Annotated in this window: 15 protein-coding genes; 3 read left to right on the top strand and 12 right to left on the bottom strand. The window is 34.5% G+C overall.

Annotation, left to right across the window (positions count from 1 at the left end; all coding sequences use genetic code 11):
• Nucleotides 1-3 precede the first annotated feature (3 nt).
• A complete protein-coding gene (locus AACZ41_RS14370; protein ID WP_339629235.1) occupies nucleotides 4-945 on the top strand; it encodes a nitronate monooxygenase in 942 nt (313 codons plus the stop codon).
• A gap of 34 nt (nucleotides 946-979) precedes the next feature.
• On the opposite strand, the gene AACZ41_RS14365 is transcribed toward AACZ41_RS14370, so the two are convergent.
• Nucleotides 980-4,372, bottom strand: a complete 3,393-nt coding sequence (locus tag AACZ41_RS14365) for a HEAT repeat domain-containing protein (protein ID WP_339629234.1) — start codon at nucleotides 4,370-4,372, stop codon at nucleotides 980-982.
• Between the two features lie 198 nt (nucleotides 4,373-4,570).
• Between AACZ41_RS14365 and AACZ41_RS14360 the strand changes: the two genes are divergently transcribed.
• Nucleotides 4,571-5,509, top strand: coding sequence for a DUF1080 domain-containing protein (locus AACZ41_RS14360; RefSeq protein WP_339629233.1), 939 nt, complete (start codon nucleotides 4,571-4,573; stop codon nucleotides 5,507-5,509).
• Between the two features lie 51 nt (nucleotides 5,510-5,560).
• Here the strand turns inward: AACZ41_RS14360 and AACZ41_RS14355 are convergent, their stop codons facing one another.
• The 5 genes from AACZ41_RS14355 to AACZ41_RS14335 all read right to left on the bottom strand — a co-directional run bounded on the left by AACZ41_RS14355 (nucleotide 5,561) and on the right by AACZ41_RS14335 (nucleotide 11,462).
• The gene (locus AACZ41_RS14355) at nucleotides 5,561-5,788 is read right to left on the bottom strand and encodes a DUF2007 domain-containing protein (protein WP_339629232.1); all 228 of its coding nucleotides are present in this window, start codon (nucleotides 5,786-5,788) and stop codon (nucleotides 5,561-5,563) included.
• A 5-nt stretch (nucleotides 5,789-5,793) separates the two neighbouring features.
• A complete protein-coding gene (locus AACZ41_RS14350) occupies nucleotides 5,794-7,986 on the bottom strand; it encodes a transferrin receptor-like dimerization domain-containing protein (protein WP_339629231.1) in 2,193 nt (730 codons plus the stop codon).
• Between the two features lie 28 nt (nucleotides 7,987-8,014).
• Nucleotides 8,015-9,109 carry a Gfo/Idh/MocA family oxidoreductase gene (locus tag AACZ41_RS14345; protein WP_339629230.1) on the bottom strand — a complete coding sequence of 365 codons (1,095 nt, stop codon included), beginning with the start codon at nucleotides 9,107-9,109 and terminating at the stop codon, nucleotides 8,015-8,017.
• Between the two features lie 10 nt (nucleotides 9,110-9,119).
• Nucleotides 9,120-10,496, bottom strand: a complete 1,377-nt coding sequence (locus AACZ41_RS14340; protein WP_339629229.1) for an ATP-binding protein — start codon at nucleotides 10,494-10,496, stop codon at nucleotides 9,120-9,122.
• Between the two features lie 252 nt (nucleotides 10,497-10,748).
• Nucleotides 10,749-11,462, bottom strand: coding sequence for a pirin family protein (locus AACZ41_RS14335; RefSeq protein ID WP_339629228.1), 714 nt, complete (start codon nucleotides 11,460-11,462; stop codon nucleotides 10,749-10,751).
• A 194-nt stretch (nucleotides 11,463-11,656) separates the two neighbouring features.
• Here AACZ41_RS14335 and AACZ41_RS14330 point away from each other — a divergent pair, with 194 nt between their 5' ends.
• Nucleotides 11,657-12,109, top strand: coding sequence for a hypothetical protein (locus AACZ41_RS14330; RefSeq protein WP_339629227.1), 453 nt, complete (start codon nucleotides 11,657-11,659; stop codon nucleotides 12,107-12,109).
• Between the two features lie 2 nt (nucleotides 12,110-12,111).
• On the opposite strand, the gene AACZ41_RS14325 is transcribed toward AACZ41_RS14330, so the two are convergent.
• Genes AACZ41_RS14325 through AACZ41_RS14300 form a run of 6 tightly spaced genes read right to left on the bottom strand, consistent with a single transcriptional unit; the run spans nucleotide 12,112 to nucleotide 18,274 of the window.
• Nucleotides 12,112-13,446 carry a DUF58 domain-containing protein gene (locus AACZ41_RS14325; RefSeq protein ID WP_339629226.1) on the bottom strand — a complete coding sequence of 445 codons (1,335 nt, stop codon included), beginning with the start codon at nucleotides 13,444-13,446 and terminating at the stop codon, nucleotides 12,112-12,114.
• Between the two features lie 6 nt (nucleotides 13,447-13,452).
• On the bottom strand, nucleotides 13,453-14,451 hold the full coding sequence (locus tag AACZ41_RS14320; RefSeq protein WP_339629225.1) for a MoxR family ATPase: 999 nt from the start codon (nucleotides 14,449-14,451) through the stop codon (nucleotides 13,453-13,455).
• Nucleotides 14,441-15,661 (bottom strand): DUF4350 domain-containing protein, encoded by a 1,221-nt coding sequence (locus AACZ41_RS14315; protein ID WP_339629224.1) that lies wholly within the window; start codon nucleotides 15,659-15,661, stop codon nucleotides 14,441-14,443. Before AACZ41_RS14315 ends, AACZ41_RS14320 begins: the two co-directional genes overlap by 11 nt.
• Before the next feature lies 1 nt (nucleotide 15,662).
• Nucleotides 15,663-16,385 carry a hypothetical protein gene (locus AACZ41_RS14310; protein WP_339629222.1) on the bottom strand — a complete coding sequence of 241 codons (723 nt, stop codon included), beginning with the start codon at nucleotides 16,383-16,385 and terminating at the stop codon, nucleotides 15,663-15,665.
• A 1-nt stretch (nucleotide 16,386) separates the two neighbouring features.
• Nucleotides 16,387-17,325 (bottom strand): hypothetical protein, encoded by a 939-nt coding sequence (locus tag AACZ41_RS14305; RefSeq protein WP_339629220.1) that lies wholly within the window; start codon nucleotides 17,323-17,325, stop codon nucleotides 16,387-16,389.
• Entirely contained in the window at nucleotides 17,288-18,274 is a 987-nt protein-coding gene (locus tag AACZ41_RS14300; protein WP_339629219.1) for a stage II sporulation protein M, read from the bottom strand. The genes AACZ41_RS14305 and AACZ41_RS14300 overlap by 38 nt, the downstream gene beginning before the upstream one ends.
• Nucleotides 18,275-18,289 lie beyond the last annotated feature (15 nt).

Genomic DNA, 18,289 nt, shown 5'->3' with positions numbered 1-18,289 from the left:
TTTATGCAAAATAGAATCACTCAGCTTTTCAACATTGAATTTCCTATAGTACAAGGTGGTATGGTGTGGACAAGCGGCTGGCGATTGGCCAGTGCTGTATCAAACGCAGGAGGTTTAGGTGTTATAGGTGCCGGTAGCATGTACCCGGATGTTTTGCGAGAACACATTCAAAAATGTAAAAAAGCTACCAATAAATCTTTTGGTGTCAATGTACCCATGTTATATCCTGATATTGATAAACTGATGAATGTTATTATCGAGGAGGATGTAAAAATTGTATTTACATCCGCAGGAAATCCGAAAACATGGACATCCTTTTTAAAAGAAAAAGAAATTACCGTAGTACATGTAGTCAGCAGTTTAAAGTTTGCATTGAAGGCCCAAGAGGCTGGGGTAGATGCTATTGTTACCGAAGGTTTTGAAGCAGGCGGACATAATGGTCGTGATGAAACCACTACCATGGTTTTGATTCCGGCAGTGCGAGAAAAAATTACTATTCCGTTGATTGCAGCCGGGGGAATAGCTACAGGAAAAGCAATGTTAGCGGCAATGGTACTTGGCGCAGATGGTGTGCAAGTAGGAAGCCGATTTGTAGCAAGCAATGAGGCATCAAGCCATATGAGCTTTAAAGAGGTAGTCGTTAATGCCAAAGAAGGTGATACACAATTGACTTTGAAAGAATTAGCGCCAGTTCGCTTGGTTAAAAATAAATTCTATCATGAAGTTCAAAAAGCATATGCACAAGGGACTACTACAGAAGAATTGAAAACGTTATTAGGTAGAGGTCGCGCTAAAAAAGGTATGTTTTTAGGGGATTTAGAAGATGGTGAGCTAGAAATAGGCCAGGTATCGGCATTGATACATGATATAAAACCGGCAAGCCAAATAATTGAAGAGATAATTAGTGAATTTAATCAGAAGAAACAAGAAATATCTAAATGGTAGATTAAAATCCCCCCCCTTTGTCACTACATTTTTATTACTTCAAACTTCCTAAATATTCCATTAAATCACGTAATTCTCTTCTAGATATCATACGACCCATTGCAGGCATAGCGGACATTGAATTTTCTTGTTTAGCAATTCTTCCTAAAGGAATTTCTAAAGGTTCTGCTTCAGATGTTCTTAACAGCATATCATTCGCTCGTTTTTCAATCAATACTCCCTGTACTTTCTGACCATCTTTGAGTGTCAATGTTACTGTACCATAACCTGGCGCAAGTCGTTTGCTTGGTTCTATTAAGGCTTCAAGTATTTGTTTTCTGTTTAAGACATTGGCAATATTATCTAGTGCCGGACCAACTTCACCACCTGACCCATCGACTGCATGGCATCGAACACATTGGGCAGTAGGGTTATTATTAAAAACATTTCTACCAGCCCACCAGCTTCCACCGTGAAGGGTCTCTTCAAAGGAATCAGCAGAATAGCCAGCTTTTTTAAGTTTATCTAATTGCGCGATTAGTTTAGGGTTGTCGGTCGCATTTACCGATTCCATAAGATCTAAAAGTATACCTTGGTCTAATTGATTATTACTTGCCTTGTCAATAAGGCTTGCTAAAATGGTATTACTGTTTTCTACGGGTAAATCGCCCAGAACATTCAACATTCGTTGTTGTTCAGAAACAGACCCCTTTTTAAATATAGGTCCGACGATGGCAGGCAATTTTTCTTTAGGAAGATTTAATTGACCTAATAATCCCACAGCAGAAGTCCTCACTTGTTCGTTTGAATCTTGCATGCCTATAATCATAGCGGCTTCCATCTTATCAAAGTTAAGTTGACCTAGTGTATTTAAGACGGATGCTCTAACCTCTGGTGATTTGTTTGTTTTAAATATGTAATACAATTCATCATTATATTTATTTATACCAATGGCGCTTAGGGTTTTCGAAATACCAATGAGAATTTCAGGTTGGCGGTCTTTAAGTAACGCTGGAATATCTTTCCCTATTTTTTCTTGCAGTAAATTACCTTCTCTAATAATCTCTCCTCTATATCTACCATCCACTCGGTCTAAGAGAGAAGGGTTGTTCCAAGTACCTAATGCGGCTAAAGCTTCACCTCTTAAGCTACTGGTTACACTTCTTCTTTTTGCAAAATTAATCAGCATATCTAATTCTTGTTCTCCACCTACTCGTAATGCTGCATTTATAGCTCTTCTTAAAAGAGGTTCTGAGGTATACTTTTCATTATTCAATATTGTAGCTAATGAAGGTAAAGCACCTTCAATAGAAAGGTCATCATTAATCGCTCTTGCGGTTTCGGTTACGATATATTCATCTTTATCAGACAAAAAGATGGAGATTTTGGGCTCTTGTAATTTTCGTAATACCAGAACGGCTGCAAGTCGGAGAGCTCTATTTTCACTATTTGCAAGAGCTAAAAGTGGTTCTGCGTTACCGATTCTAGAAAGCGCTAAAACAGCAGCATGTCTAAGGTAAAGGTCTTGGTCATTGTTTGCTTCGATCATTGCCAAAAGAGGTTCAACGGCTTTTGCATATTTTAGTCTACCTAATCCTTGAGCTGCGAAAAATTTAACTCTATCATTTTCATGAGTAGTTAAGGAAATCAAGGTATCGGCTGCTGCCTCATATCTCAAATCTCCTAAAACCTTTGCACTTTGAGCTATAATTTCAGGATCGCTATCATTCAATAATTCAAGTAATGGCTTTGCATCATCTTTATCATTGGCAGCAATTTGCCCTATTCCCCAAATGGCATGAATACGCGCAAACTGATTTTCGTCGTTCTTAAGAACATCTTTTAATGCACGGTAGCCCCAAAAGGTTCTCTTGGCCAATTCGAACTGTGCTTTTTGGCGAATTCTCATATCACCGTAACTTAATAGTTTTACTAAATTTTCTGATTTATCATCTTTATAGTTGTGTTTCATTAATCTTTGCGTCTCTAATCGCTCTTGGGCTAGATCGTTAGTTTCTTCTGTTACGTCTAACTTCCAGACCCTACCATAATCTTTACTTCCCCAACCATTTACCCAATCGGCCAAGTATAAAGCCCCATCAGGGCCAAAATCAATTCCTGTGGGTAATACGCCCGATAAAATAGATTCATCTGTATTTAACTCAAAAGAAGCTCCTTTAGGTTTCAAATCAAAAGACCAAATATGAGAACGGCTAGGGTCACCAACGAATTCTACCAAAAAGAATTTATCCAACCATTTTTTACCAAGTGCGGTACCAGGGTTATATCTCATTCCTGTAGGTCCATTATGAAAATTTTGGATTGGAGGCATAATATAAGCTGCTTGTCCTTCCCAACGAGGAACGAACAGTTTTTCATCCATCCAAACATTATAACCATTATTCTTTGGGTCTGTATATTTTCCATATTGCCAGTTAGCTCTCCAACCAGCATCAGAGCCTTCTACGATATGAACCAGTCTTTCACTTTCTCCTTTATGGTCACCATCATTATCTGATGAAATGATATTCCCGTACGCATCAAAAACAAATTCATGTGTATTTCTTAATCCGTGTGCAAATACTTCAAAATTAGAGCCATCCGGATTACTTCTTACGATAACTCCTTCATTTGGGTATTTATGGTTTTCACCATCAATTGTAGTAATATTTGCTCCAATATCGCCGATGCCCCAATAAATTTTTCCATCTGGTCCTTCAATTGCCCCAGACATACCGTGACCGCTAAAGCCAATATGCACTGCAAAACCAGTTGCAATGCTCATTTTAGTATCTAAAATTTTATCACCGTTAGTATCGGTAAGTCGATACATACCTGGACCAATACCTACAAAAACATCTTCATCTCTAACCAAAAGTGCTCCTGCCTGATCATTGATTTCATCGTTAAAATCATTCATTATTTGAGTAGATATGTCGGCTATACCATCTTTGTCAGTATCTTCTAACATCCAAACTTCGTCTTGTTCTACTGCAAGGTCATGCCAATCGTGAATGCTATCATTGTTTAAATCAGGCAACCACTCATTCTCTTTACTAAGCTCAGGAGCGAAGGTTTTATGAAGAAAAGCTCTTCTGTCTTCAACAGATTCCAACGCTATGGATTCTGTCATCCAATCTCTATGCCCGCGGATGTCAAATTCAGAATTTTTATTTCTGTTAGATCGGGTTATATAAATGTTACCATCATCATCAATATCCATGGCAATAGGATCTGGCGCTAAAGAGTCTGAGGCCCAAAGGCTCAATTTTAAACCATCGGCTACTTTCGCTGAAATACTTTCCCTAGCAAGTTTTGCCATTTCAAGTAGTTCAGTGCTATCTTGTTGAATGGTTAAGGGAATTTCAATTGGTTTTTTTTGTTCACAGGAAATAGTTAAAAGGCATATGGTAAAAATGCCTAGAAAAAACTTTTGAAATGTTGTCATTTTGATTTCAGGTTGATTTAAAGTTTAAATGTAACGATTATTGTAATTAATCAATAATGAAAAACTATTGTAGTTTATTTATTAACATGATATTTAAAATATGCTTTTTTTTTGATTTTGATAGTATTTAACTCTTCGAGTGGAAACACTATTTTAAAACTTCCAGTATATTTGAAAGCATATCAAACATCTAATACTATGAATACAATAAAAACAGTTTTTGCTCTTCTTTGTTTTGCTACCCTAAGCATAAACGTTATGGTTGGGCAAGAAGGGCATCCTTTAGAAGGAAAATGGAATTTAACAATTGATCAAGAAGGAGAGGAATTACCATCGTGGCTAGAAATTAGACATTCAGGTACAAATACTCTAATTGGTAGGTTTACTTATGCATTCGGTAGCGCACGACCTATTGCAGAAATAGAAAAACATGGAGATTTATTCTCATTTGAAATTCCCCCACAGTGGGAACCAGGAGCTTCTAATATGGAGTTTGAAGGAAAAATGGTTGGTGACGGACTTGAAGGCACTATGATTTATGTTGATGGAAAAACCTATAATTGGACGGCTACAAAATCTCCAATTCTACCTTTTTATGACAATGCAAAAGAAGGAAAGACCATAAAGCTTTTTAATGGAAAGAATTTAAATGGATGGAAATTAAAGGAAGGTAACCAATGGGCCGTAATTGATGGCGTATTAACGAGTTCTAAATCGGGCGTTAACCTTATTTCTGAAGAGAAGTTCAAGGATTTTAAATTGCATGCAGAATTTCGATATCCTGAAGGTAGTAATAGTGGTTTATACTTAAGAGGTCGTTACGAAGTGCAAATAGCAGATAATATAGGATTGGAAGCATCTTCTATTTATTTTGGTGGAATTTATGGTCTACTTTCTCCAAGTGAGAATGTGGCCTTGAAGGCTGGGGAGTGGCAATCGTTCGATATCACTTTAATTGGTAGGCGAGTAACAATTGTTGCAAATGGTAAGACCATTATTTCAAACCAAAATATCGATGGTATGACTGGTGGTACTTTGGATAATAACGAAGCTGAAGCTGGCCCGATAATGATACAAGGTGACCATGGCCCTGTAGAATTCAGAAAGTTAGAAATAACGCCTTTATCTAAAGGATAAGATACTTTAGAAGTAAAAAAAGCCCCCATAATTGGGGGCTTTTTTTTGATATTATTCTTTCCTAATTAATTGGGTAATTAGCTCCAAGGCTTTTACTTCTTCATCTTCATGAACGAAAATCTGAATGATATCAGATAAAGGTGCTCCAAAACCAGCCAAACGTGCAGATTCACTTTCATCTTTTAGAATAGGTTCAATATTGTTATCCTTTAAGGATAGTTCCACCCTATGGGCTTCTATACTATTACCGCCAAAAACTTTTTTATATTTTGAATCCATAATAATTATTTTATACTCGTGTTCATTTCATTAATAAATGTATTAAAACTCTTGAAAGTAGAAGTTAATATTTCAATTTGTTCTTGTGCCTCTTTCCAATCTTTTTGTTCAATGGCTTCCCTAACTCCAGGTAGTGTTTTAACACCATAACCTGTATAAAAACCAGGAGCATAAATTTGGTGCTTAAACCAAGGTCTTCTAGGTAGTCCTCTTTCAGAAGTTAACATATGTTCAGCTTTCATTAGTTTCTTGTTGAGTTCATTTCTTATCTTGCTGGAAAGTGCCGTAGTATTGGTTTTCTGGAATTCGGTTATAGATTCATTTAGTAAAACCAATTCATTCTGTAAAGGGGAAAAGTCGATATAAGGTACCCTATCTTTTTTAGTAGGGCTCTTAATTTGTTTTGTAGGATCAGCCGCTAATTGATATGTGTTTTTCTCTACCATTGTGTTATGCTTAAGAACATCTTTACGCATACTCTCTGTTTCATTAATTATTTCTGTAAGGTATCCTGAAACGGTCGAATACCACTGTGAGAAATTTAGCGGTAGTACATCTGCATTTGCCAAACGTAAAGTTATTAGACCTGCTGTGTTCGCCAACGCAACACCATATGCAAATTCAGGGTCTTTGAATCTTTTGTAATGGGGATATGTATCATAAATGGTATGGTATTCTCCTCCACCATTTTCACCGCCAAATCCTAGATTTAAGGCTGCGATACCTGCATGTTGTATAAAAGGAGTGTAGTCGGAGCCAGAGCCTAGTGCATATAATTCAAAAGAATCATCACCGCCATTAACCATATTCGCAGCAATACGTCGCTCTTTAACCGATACTTTGGTTTGTGGGTCGATAACTGAACCGGCCACCTCACTTACCATGGCCTGTAATGAGTGTGAACCTCCTGCGCCTAAAAATCCGCGACCATTACCATCAGTATTGATATAGGCAACTACTTTTTCTTGCAGTTCTTTTTTATGGTCTTCTACCCATTCAGTGGATCCGATTAGACCCGGTTCTTCAGCATCCCAAGCACAAAAGACTAAGGTTCGTTTTGGTTTCTGACCTTTTTTAGCTAGTTCACCTATTGCTCGGGCTTCCTCCATAAGGGCTACCATACCACTAATAGGGTCGTTTGCGCCATGAACCCATGCATCATGATGATTACCGCGCATTACCCATTGGTCTGGAAATTCAGTGCCTTTTAAAGTTGCAATTACATTATGTGCAGGTACCAGTTTCCAATCGAAAGTAAGTTTCAGGTGTACTTTTGCTGGTCCAGGACCTATGTGATACGTTATAGGTAAACCACCTCGCCATGATTCAGGTGCTACCGTACCATCTAATGCAGATAAAAGAGGTAGCGCATCTTCATATGAAATTGGTAATACAGGAATTTTTGTAATGGTCGGCGCATCTTTTCGATCTAATCTTTTAGCATCTTTAGTAGCTGCATAACCAGGGGTCAAAACATCACCTGGGTAAGTAGGCATATCCATAACAGAACCTCTCTGCACGCCTGTTTTGTTTTTATAAGCACCTTTAGGGTACACATCGCCTTGGCCATAACCATCATCTTCAGGGTCTGAGTAAATAATACAGCCGATAGCTCCTTTTTCAGCAGCTAACTTTGGCTTAATACCTCTCCATGAACCTTGATATTTAGCGATAACAATTTTCCCTTTTACACTTATGCCAAGTTTTTCTAATTCTTCATAATCTTTAGGAATACCATAATTGACAAATACTAATTCGGCCTCTACATCACCATCGGTAGAAAATGCATTGTAGCTCGGCAAAAGTGCATCACCTTGCGCAGTAAATGGGTCTCCTTCTACAGGAACTGCGGTTAATTTTGCAGTATATTTCGTAGGTCCGGTTAGTTCTAAAACCCTTTCCGTAGGATAAGGAAATAAAATTTGATAGGTTTCTATTTTGGTATCAAAGCCCCAAGATTCAAACTGACTTTGAATCCATTTAGCATTTTTCTCACCAAATTCAGTACCGACCCAATGAGGCTCTGCAGCCATTTTCTGCATCCACTGATCTAAGTTGGTGGCATTTAATTTTTCTTCAAAACTTTTTTCTAGTTGAAGTTGTTTTTCGGTGTTTTCAGTAGAAAATCCTATAATAGATTTTTGAGAAAAACCTGTGAGACATGTAATTAAGAATAGGGTAGTTAGAATTTGTTTCATAGTGTAAGAATATAGAAGTTGAATTTGATTAAAGTTTAATGGTTCTACCAGTTTTAGAACTTGTTATGGCTGCTTGTAGAATCTCCATAGTAATTATGTTATTCTCTAAAGAATAAACATTGTATGGTTCTAAAATTAACTGTTTATTGATGACAGCGGCAAAAACTGAAAAGGGATCATTATAAGGGTGTTCACGTTCCCCTAAAAGAAATGTTTCTTCAGTATAATCGCTATATCCTTTTGAAAGTCTTAATCGTAATTGAGTAGGGTTGTCAGAATAAATAGCACCCTTTGTACCATAGAGTTCCATATCTTTTCTTCCTATAGGCCAATTCCAAGAAGGTTCTAATATGGCCATTTCATTATTGTAGGTTAAAATAATTGTAGCATCGTCATCGACATTAGGGTTGTTTTCAGGTTGTAATTGTTGTGTAACGGCAGTAATACTAATAGGTCGTTTACCTTTCATTAGCCAAGTCATAAGATTAGCTCCATAACAGCCAAAATCCATAATTGCCCCGCCACCATTTAATATTGGGTCTGATAGCCATTCTAAAAATTCATCAGAAACACCAATTTTTTTTGGGCCTTTATGCCCGTCTCTAATGATTACCTTTCTTAATTCACCAATTGCTCCTTTCTCTAATAAATCGTTTGCCATTACATTGGTCTCATACCAAGAAGTCTCAAAATTTGTTAACACATGAATCTTATATTTTTCGGACAATGCTTCAATTTTTTTAGCATCTTCTAGATTGGTGGCTAAGGGCTTTTCTACCATGACATCAATTCCTTTTGGGGCACATATTTCTACTACATTTAAATGTTCTTTTATATTGCCAAAAGCAGCTACCGCATCTGGTTTTACCTTTTTTATCATTTCATCCATTGTGTCGAAAACGATATCCATGGAAAAGCCAAATTCATTAGAAAGTTTTTGTGCTAACAGTTTGTTGGGTTCAACTATACCCACCATTTTAATATCAGATTGTGATTCTCTACTAAGTATCCAACCAACATGACCATGAGTAAGACCGGCTATTCCCAATTTCAATGCACTTTCTTGAGCGATACCAATATTTGTGAACAGTATCAATAATAGGGTTGCTAAAAATTGTTTCATATAAAGGGTTTTAAAATTTTAATGGTTCTTCAACCGTATTGTGTTGTATAAGATTAGTACTTATGGTAAAGTGAAATTTACTTCCTTTTTGTTCTTCAGACTCCACCCATATTTGACCTTGGTGGTGATTGATAATTTTTTTACTACCGTAAAGTCCGATACCAGAGCCTTCAAATTTTGCCTGGTTATGTAATTTGTGAAAGGCGTTGAAGATATTGTCTTGTTGATTTTTAGGAATACCTATGCCATTATCTTCGACACTAAATTGAAAAGAGCCAGGTACTTTTACAGAACGAATTGTAATGCGCGGTACTTTATTCAATGATTTAAATTTTAGTGCATTATGAATCAAATTTTGGAATAACATTCTAAGGTCATTGGATCTACCGATTAAAACTGGCATATCTTCCGCAATTATTTCGGCATTACTTTCTTTTATTTTTTCTGATAAATCTTCGAGCACAAAATTAATGACTTCATTGATATTTATAGTCTCCATTTGACTTGAACTGCCGATTTCCGCATATTTTAATAAACCTTGAACCAAATTTGTCAATCTAGCAGAACTACCATCTAAATGCTTTAAAAAGTTATCGAAATTTGTGTAACTAGCTGATGAATGTTGATTCTGTAATTCTTTGGCAATAATATTTATGTTATTTAACGGGCCTTTTAAATCATGTGTTAAGATAAAAGTGAATTCCTCTATATGTTTATTTTTTAATTTCAATTCATGGTTTAATACAGCCAGTTTATTATTTTGATTTTTTAAATCAATTTGTGCTTTTTTAAGATTAGACTCACTTTCTAATAGTGCCCTGTTGTTTTTTTCTAAAGTATTGGTATACTTTCTAGTCTTTGTCTCATCGTACATTCGAAATGTTAATGAAAGCCATGCCAGACAAGCTATAAAAACAAGAATTTCATCGTAAGGAATATTAATAACACCTAATAAAGGTTCGTGAATCTGAATATAAACTGTTGGTATTATAAATGCCAGAATATCATAGGTAATAATGACAATTCTCAATTTCGGGTTTCTACGATATCCTATAAATGCTAAAAAGGCCATGGTGGCAAAACCTACCGCTTGACTAAAAAAACCACCTATTAATAGTATGATAAACATAAATATTGTTGGCGGATATAATGTCATATAAAGCCGAGTAGCTTTATTGAATTTTAATCGATTCAATAAAAACCCAACACCGAAACCAAGCGAAATAAATAGCGCGATGATTTGCAATTTAAAAGGATAAAAGAAAAGAGTACCAACAAATACAATAAATGAGCATAGAGTAGGGATAAATGTTATTAGACCAAATTCATCTAATAGTCTACCTTTTTTAAAAATATTATTTGTCGATTTTTTATTGACTTTTGACAAGTTATTCAAATTAAAATATTAGAAGGAATATATCACTTCCTATAAGTTTACCATTAAAAAAACTTTAATGGCCCTTTCACCTAATTTCTATTTTCAGTTATAATAAATATGCCGGAGGGGGTACTTATACTTGGGCCATATTTCACCTAAATATAAGAAAGTAGCCGCTTAATAAACCCAAAAGACGCCTTTATTTGGCGTCTTTTTTTAACACAATAGTTTACTCTTATTTTTATGAAGTCTACAAAATAGCTAATTACTCATAGGTACTTCCATAACCAATATTTTGGCATCACTATTCGTACTTAAAGTAAATGAGTCAGTTTCCCAAATTCCATAACCATCTCGTTTATTTAATACTTGGTCATTCACAACGATTTCACCCTCTAATACAAAAATATATACGCCATTACCTTCTTTTTTTATAGAATACGAATCCGTTTCTCCAGACTCATAATCTCCTAAATGAAACCATGCATCTTGGTGAATCCAAACACCATAATCATCTTCATTTGGCGAGAGAATTTGAAATAGACTATTTTTAGTTTCTATATTTTTTATAGAAATTTGATCGTATCGAGGAGTTACATCTCTTTTATTCGGAATTACCCAAATTTGTAGAAATTTAACCAGTTCATTTTTGTTTTTGTTGTGCTCGCTATGTGAAACTCCTGTGCCTGCGCTCATTACCTGAACATCACCTGATTTAATGACAGTAGAATTCCCCATATCGTCCATATGTTGAAGATCACCTTCTAGGGGAATAGAAATTATTTCCATATTACTGTGAGGATGAGTTCCAAAACCACGGCCTGCAGCAACCACATCATCATTTAATACCCTTAATACCCCAAAATTCATACGTTCTGGGTTATGAAAGTTCGCGAAACTAAAGCTATGATATGAATTTAACCATCCATGATCAGCATGTCCTCTGGTATCTGATTTATGTAAAATTGTCTTCATTGTTATTTTATATTGATTTATAAAGTTAGTCGTTTTTTTTTGTTCCAAGCTTTACAAGTAATGTATGTGTAAAAATGAGTCATGAATGGTTTTTAAAGTAGGGTTTATCGAAGTTGAATTGTTTCTTGATAAAAGAGGTGACTGATATAATATAAAAACAGGAAAAACGTTATACACAAAAATTCCCTTTTTACATGAAATTAATTGCTTTACTATATTTACTATTTTCAATTTCATCTATATATGCTCAAAGTAGTGCCGATGCCGTTAAACATTTAGGGGCGGGTATAGTCATTGGAGGAGTTGGAGGATATGCTGCGAATAAGATATCCAATGGTCAAAGAGGTTGGACTTGGGCTGGTGCTGTGGGAAGTAGCTTAGCTGCAGGATTAGCAAAAGAGGCTTTTTATGATAAACCAAAGGGTGCCACATGGGAAACAAGAGATGTAGTTTTTACTACGCTAGGTGGTGTGGTATCAGCATTAGTATTAGAAGTATTTACAGGTAATGATGATAATAGAAGAGGAAGAAGTTTTAATGGAAAAAAATGTGGTTGCTTGGTAGCTAAATTAGATTTGCCAATATTTGTAGAAAATGGAACGGGAGATATTACTTCAGAATTACAGGCTGCTTATTTTTTAAAGTAGGCTTATAGTAGTCCCTTTGCCTTTATCTCTAAATATTTATTTATAGTGTTGATAGTCAAATCTTCTGGTATTGTAAGAATGGTCTGTATACCATACTTGCGTAATTCATTTACTACCAATTGCTTTTCGTAAATAAATTTCTCTGCTATGGTTTGCTCAAAAATTTCTAATGTATTATTTGGTTTTTTCTGGGTATAAGAAAGGAGCTCAGTATTCTCGAAAAATATAACAACAAGTAAATGTTGTTTTGCGATTGCTTGTAAGTAAGGAAGTTGACGATGCAGTGCATCTAATGTTTCAAAGTTGGTGTAAAGTATTAGAAGACTTCTTTGGGGCAGATGTCTCTTTGTGTCGATATACAGTCTACTAAAATCACTTTCTACAAAATTTGATTTAAGGTTGTATAAAGTTTCAAGAATAAGATTCATTTGTGAACTTCTACGTTCAGCAACTACTCTATTTTCTATTTTGTTACTAAAGGCGAACATACCCGCCTTGTCGTTTTTCTTTAATGCAATGTTGCTAATTACCAAGGCAGCATTTATGGCATAATCTAATAAGCTAAGTTCGTTAAAAGGCATTTTCATTACTCGACCTTTATCAATAATTGAATATACAGGTTGAGATTTTTCATCCTGAAATTGGTTAACCATTAATTGACCTTTTTTCGCTGTGGCTTTCCAGTTTATGTTTCTTATATCATCACCTTGTATGTAATCCTTGATTTGTTCAAACTCCATCGTATGACCAATACGGCGTATTTTCTTTATTCCATATTCAAAAAGTCTATTGCTAAATGCCAAGAGATTATACTTTCGAAGTTGTAGAAAAGAAGGGTATACAGGTACTTCTTTGTCTTGGTCAAAGGTTAACTTACGGGCAATGAAACCAATAGGGGAACAAGCGAAAATATTTAAATTTCCAAAATTATAAATACCTCTTTCTACAGGTCTAACAGAGTAGGAATATAGTTTTTGATTACCGGTTTTTAAATTACTTTTAAAACTAAGGTCTCTCTTTTGAAATTGAAAAGGAAGTTCATCTATTATTGTCAAGTGACTTGTAAATAGGTATTGATTGGTGACCTTAATTTCAATTGTATTATCATCTCCATTTGAAAGTTTGTCAGAAACAATTCTATCTGCAATTATACCACCTTTCGATAGAAATAAGAGAAGTATATCAATAAGGCATAATATCAAGAAAAGATAGAAAAAGGACTTGGCAAGAAATATAATGTTTTCGAAGATATAGGATACCAGAAAACAGAGAATTACCCCTGTCAATGCAAAGAAAAACCTCTTTTGTAGAAATATGTTTTTGAACGCCTTTTTCACAATTACTTATCTAGGAATTTCTATGGTTTGAATTAAATCTTGCACCATTTTTTCTGCGGTTAACCCTTCCATTTCACGCTCTGGTGTTAGTATAATACGGTGACATAAGATGGGTCCTACAACTTTTTTAATATCATCTGGGGTAATAAAATCCCTACCATTAATTGCCGCTACTGCTTTTGAGGCCTCTAATATGGCAATTGAAGCCCTTGGAGATGCACCTAAATAAAGGTTTGCGTTAGTTCGGGTATTATTGACTATTGCAGCAATATATTTCAGTAAATTATCTTCTACGATAATATCCTTTATTACATTTTGGTATGCAGCTATCTGTTCTGTCGATAATACAGAATCAATAAGGGCTTCAATATTAGTAGTTTTCTGTTGGTGTTTATTTTCTAGAATTTGAATTTCTTCTTCAAGAGTAGGATAGTGAACATTAATCTTGAATAAAAAACGATCTAGTTGAGCTTCAGGTAATCTGTAGGTGCCTTCTTGTTCAATAGGATTTTGAGTTGCAAAGACCAAAAATGGAGGTTGCATTTCAAATTCATTACCATCGATAGTTATTTGTCGCTCTGCCATAGCTTCAAAAAGAGCTGCTTGGGTTTTTGCAGGAGCTCTATTAATCTCATCAATTAGGATAATGTTCGAAAAGATAGGGCCTTTTTTAAACTCGAATTCAGATGTTTTTACATTAAAAATAGAAGTACCTAAAATATCACTTGGCATTAAATCTGGCGTAAATTGAATTCTACTAAAATCGACATTCATAGTCTTTGCCAATAATTTTGCAGTTACTGTTTTGGCGACCCCTGGTACACCTTCAATTAATGAATGCCCATTTGCCAAGATAGAAACAATTAGTAATTCTATCATGTCTTGTTGGCCAATGATTACTTTGCCCAATTCAGCTTTAACCCTAACTACCGATTCTTGTAGCTTAGAAAGGTCTATTCTAGAGTTAAATTCTAAATTGTTTTTATCTTGTGTATTATCTTCCATAAGATTGTTTAAATGTGTTTATTTTCTGTGCTAGGTTTAAAGTATCCTGTTCTGTATGCATAGGTTTGTTTTTCAAATTCAATATGAAGTCTATTAAAGATTTTGTTTCTTTAATGTTTTTGCCTGCTTTCGCTGCTAATTGAGTTACTAACCTTTCATCTAAAACTGTTGTATTTATATAATATCTATTTCTTATATAGGTTAAGAAGTAGTTTATCTTTTTACTGTTTAGGTTAGTGTAGTCTTTACTTTGATGATAAAGAGACCCTACGGTTCTAGCGAACTCGACAGATGAATTTTCTAAAGGTTTAATAACTGGTATAATTCGTTGTTCTCGCTTCGCTTTAAAAATCACAAAAAGCAGAAGTCCACATATTATTAAATAATAACTCCATTTTAAAGCAGGTTGATTTAATACAAATCGCATTGGGGATGATATTACCTTTCTTCCCGATTTTTTATAATCATCCCAATACAACAAATGATTTTTTAAGTAAGAAAAACTATTGGCGCTATAGTTACTATTATCGCTTAATAAATAATAATTTGTGAATGCAATGGGTAGGGTGTTGATAATAAAACTTCCTTTGCCGAACGATGTTTTAATGAAGTTCGGTTTAACTTGTTTTACGTTCTTTTCATTATTCAAAAATGTGTTGTCTATAAAATGGATATGACCTAAAATCTCAGTGTTTAATGTATCTAAACTTGTGAAGTAGGTAGTATTTACCCCTCTTTCAAATTTATAAATATTATTATTTAAGTCACTGTGAGTGAAGTCGGCATTTACGGTGTCTTCTTTAATGGTATACTCTTGAATAATTTCAATATTAAGCGTGTCAGCTAATTTACCTCTTAGCTCTGTAGTTGCCATAAATACTTGATTACCCTTTGCAACGTATTCTAAAATTTGATTCGTTTCCTGTTCATCCAAATATATATTATCATTAATCAGTATATAATTAGAAGTTATCGAAGAATCATTTTTTATAAGTACATCATAAATACTTTCTTCGACCGATTGTACTTTGCTATTCGGAAAGAGTAAAGGCAATTCATTAAAAAGCACAAAGCATCCAAAGGGTATCTTTGAAATTGAAGTATATGAAGGTCTCCAATTAATAGGTCTGGGGCGAACAATTTCGGTCAAGATAATACCAACGAGTACCACAATTAAAAAGCCGAGAATTATTTTTGAACGCCTCTCCAATTTATAGTTTAATTAGTTTGTTAATAGATTCAAAATCTAAAACTGATTTTTCATATTTGTTTAAATCGATAGTCTGTTCGCCATACCATATGTAATCATATAAGTAGGTTACCTTTTTAAAGCCTTGTTGTATGTTAGGCTGTATTATTTCCATTAAGTAATCAGAATTCGTTTTATCGAAATGCCATTGAATAATATCGTTTTTTGAAAGTTTTTGTAAAGTTAGCAGAAACTGATATCGAATGGCAAGTCGGTAATCGTCACTTTCTATTGCTGCACATAATAGATTGTTGACATCAATAGTTTCTATATGGTCTTCAGTTAGATTTATATCGTGAAATGATTTGGCCTTTTTATTGAAAATAGAATTGAATTTTTCATTGATCAATACTTTCACCATTAAATAAATGGCCAAGATGACCAACAGAAAATAGATAAGGTATTCTAAAGCTTGAACCAGTTGTGGTGATAACTCTATACCAAAAATGCGATATAGACCTTTACCTACCCAACTTATAAAACGAGCTAGAAGGTTTTGTGATTCTCCAGTTTTTGTAGTGTAATTAAATTCTTCTCCTATATACTTTTTAGAATGATTATCATCTAATTGGCGCATAGTCAAAACAGATGATGTATCAATTCTAACAATACTGTCTTGTTCCCCTTGTGCAAAGCAGATAACGGTTACAAATTGAAATACTAAAAGAAGAAAGGTATTTTTCAAATTAGTCGTTTTGGCCTATTTGGGCTATTGAAGCCCTTGTATTTTCATTATATGTTTTTTCATGTAAAGCATAATACAATATACCATTGACAAATTGAGATAGGCATTGGCCGTAAACTGCTATAATTAATATGAAACAGGTACCTAACGTGTAAATTATAGTTGTAATTATAGAATGCGAATAATCTACATTGTTTTCAACCAAATGAAATGTATACACTCCAATTATTATTGCTGGTACTATTAATGCTATCATTAGTAAAATTCCCAGAAGTAACCCTAATACGAAGTTTACTCCTACAGATTTCCAAAAATTAGCGGTAACTAATCTCCAGCCTTCACCCAAGGCATCTGTAATTCCCTTTTTCTTTTCTAACATATCGAAAAAGGAGACTCCGATCCATGCTGAAATAAAGAATTGCAAAATGTATTGAGCAAAAATCCCTAAAATTGGAATTATGGCTAGAATGAATGAAGCCATTAAAATTACTAGGTATATAGGAATAAGTAGCAAAACAAAAACTATAATATTGCCAAACTGACTTTTGGCATATTCCCACACTTCTTTCTTATCAATATCTGAACTTTTCTTTTCTACATATTTGATTATATAGCTACTCGATAACGAATAGTTTAAAACGGCGACACATATAAAAATGACAAAGAAAAGAAAACCGCCAAAACCTAAATAAAGGTAATAATTTTGTTCTAGCCCAATCTCTCCAGAAACATTCCCATAATTATATTCATGAGCAATTATCCCAATAAAACCTGAGACCAATAGATAACTTGCAATTAATAATCCTACTAAGAATATACCATTATAGTTAATGAAAACATTGGTGAAGTTTTTAATATTCTGTTTAAAAAAGTCAAAGTATGTGGAGATTATTTCTCCGAATTCACGGTTTACCCGTAATGGTATGTAATTGTCTTTCATGTCTGTTATTAAGTATTATGGGGTAAGCTATATAATAGAATACAATTAAAAATAAAGAGGCGGCAATAATTAAAAATGCCAACCAATTGGGCATATCGGTATAGCGAGTTATAAAACCTTCGATAAAACCTGCAATAATAAAAAAGGGCACAGTACTTACAACTACTTTTAATCCGTCTTTTGCTCCTTTCATAAAAGAGATGCGTCTAGAATAGGTTTTAGGAAATAAAATGCTATTTCCCATTATTAAGCCAGCACAACCTGCAATGATAATTACCGAGATTTCAATAGTACCATGTAACCATATTTGTTTGTTAGCTTCAAAGAAAACGCCTTTAGCATAAAAAAATGTTATGAATGCACCGAGCATAATTCCGTTACTAAAAAGAATGTAGGCGGTACCTATGCTCGTAATAACGCCAAAGGCAAAGGCTAAAAAAGCTACTCTAATATTATTAATGGTAATCCCTAAAAAGCTGCCTATTTCACTACCACCTTTATAAATTGCCGCGGGATCTCCGTTTGCAATATTATTTAAGGTTTCATTGACATAAGCGTCCCCTAGAATTAATCTAACGAAAGTAGCATCGTTTAATGCAGATAGTGAACCAATTGCAGATGCGATAACAAAAATCAAGAAGGCAATGCCTAATGTTTTGTGATATTGTTTGAAAAATAGTGGGAATTCGGTAAGCCAGAAGTCAATAACACGATTACGACTTTCCTTTTTATTTTTATAAATTTTTTGGTGAGCTTGTGAAGCCAAACCATTTAAATACAATAAAGTCTTACTTTCTGCGTAATAAGTTTGCGCATAAGCTAAATCATTGGTCAGTTGAATATAGCCATTGGCAAGATCATCTGGATTTGTGTTGGCCCCAAGGTTTATAGCCTTTTCAAATGCTATCCATTTTTCCTTATTTTGCCTTACAAAAGCAGCTTCGCGCATAAACAGTATTTACCT

Source organism: uncultured Maribacter sp. (assembly GCF_963974015.1).
In the GTDB taxonomy this organism is placed as follows: Bacteria; Bacteroidota; Bacteroidia; order Flavobacteriales; family Flavobacteriaceae; genus Maribacter.
This window is presented reverse-complemented; position numbering and strand designations above follow the sequence as displayed.

What these genes read in the sequence shown, in the direction of transcription:
- AACZ41_RS14370 (WP_339629235.1), top strand. Translation starts at nt 4, where the DNA reads ATGCAAAATAGAATCACTCAGCTTTTCAACATTGAATTTCCTATAGTA.
- AACZ41_RS14365 (WP_339629234.1), bottom strand. Translation starts at nt 4,372, where the DNA reads ATGACAACATTTCAAAAGTTTTTTCTAGGCATTTTTACCATATGCCTT.
- AACZ41_RS14360 (WP_339629233.1), top strand. Translation starts at nt 4,571, where the DNA reads ATGAATACAATAAAAACAGTTTTTGCTCTTCTTTGTTTTGCTACCCTA.
- AACZ41_RS14355 (WP_339629232.1), bottom strand. Translation starts at nt 5,788, where the DNA reads ATGGATTCAAAATATAAAAAAGTTTTTGGCGGTAATAGTATAGAAGCC.
- AACZ41_RS14350 (WP_339629231.1), bottom strand. Translation starts at nt 7,986, where the DNA reads ATGAAACAAATTCTAACTACCCTATTCTTAATTACATGTCTCACAGGT.
- AACZ41_RS14345 (WP_339629230.1), bottom strand. Translation starts at nt 9,109, where the DNA reads ATGAAACAATTTTTAGCAACCCTATTATTGATACTGTTCACAAATATT.
- AACZ41_RS14335 (WP_339629228.1), bottom strand. Translation starts at nt 11,462, where the DNA reads ATGAAGACAATTTTACATAAATCAGATACCAGAGGACATGCTGATCAT.
- AACZ41_RS14330 (WP_339629227.1), top strand. Translation starts at nt 11,657, where the DNA reads ATGAAATTAATTGCTTTACTATATTTACTATTTTCAATTTCATCTATA.
- AACZ41_RS14320 (WP_339629225.1), bottom strand. Translation starts at nt 14,451, where the DNA reads ATGGAAGATAATACACAAGATAAAAACAATTTAGAATTTAACTCTAGA.
- AACZ41_RS14305 (WP_339629220.1), bottom strand. Translation starts at nt 17,325, where the DNA reads ATGAAAGACAATTACATACCATTACGGGTAAACCGTGAATTCGGAGAA.
- AACZ41_RS14300 (WP_339629219.1), bottom strand. Translation starts at nt 18,274, where the DNA reads ATGCGCGAAGCTGCTTTTGTAAGGCAAAATAAGGAAAAATGGATAGCA.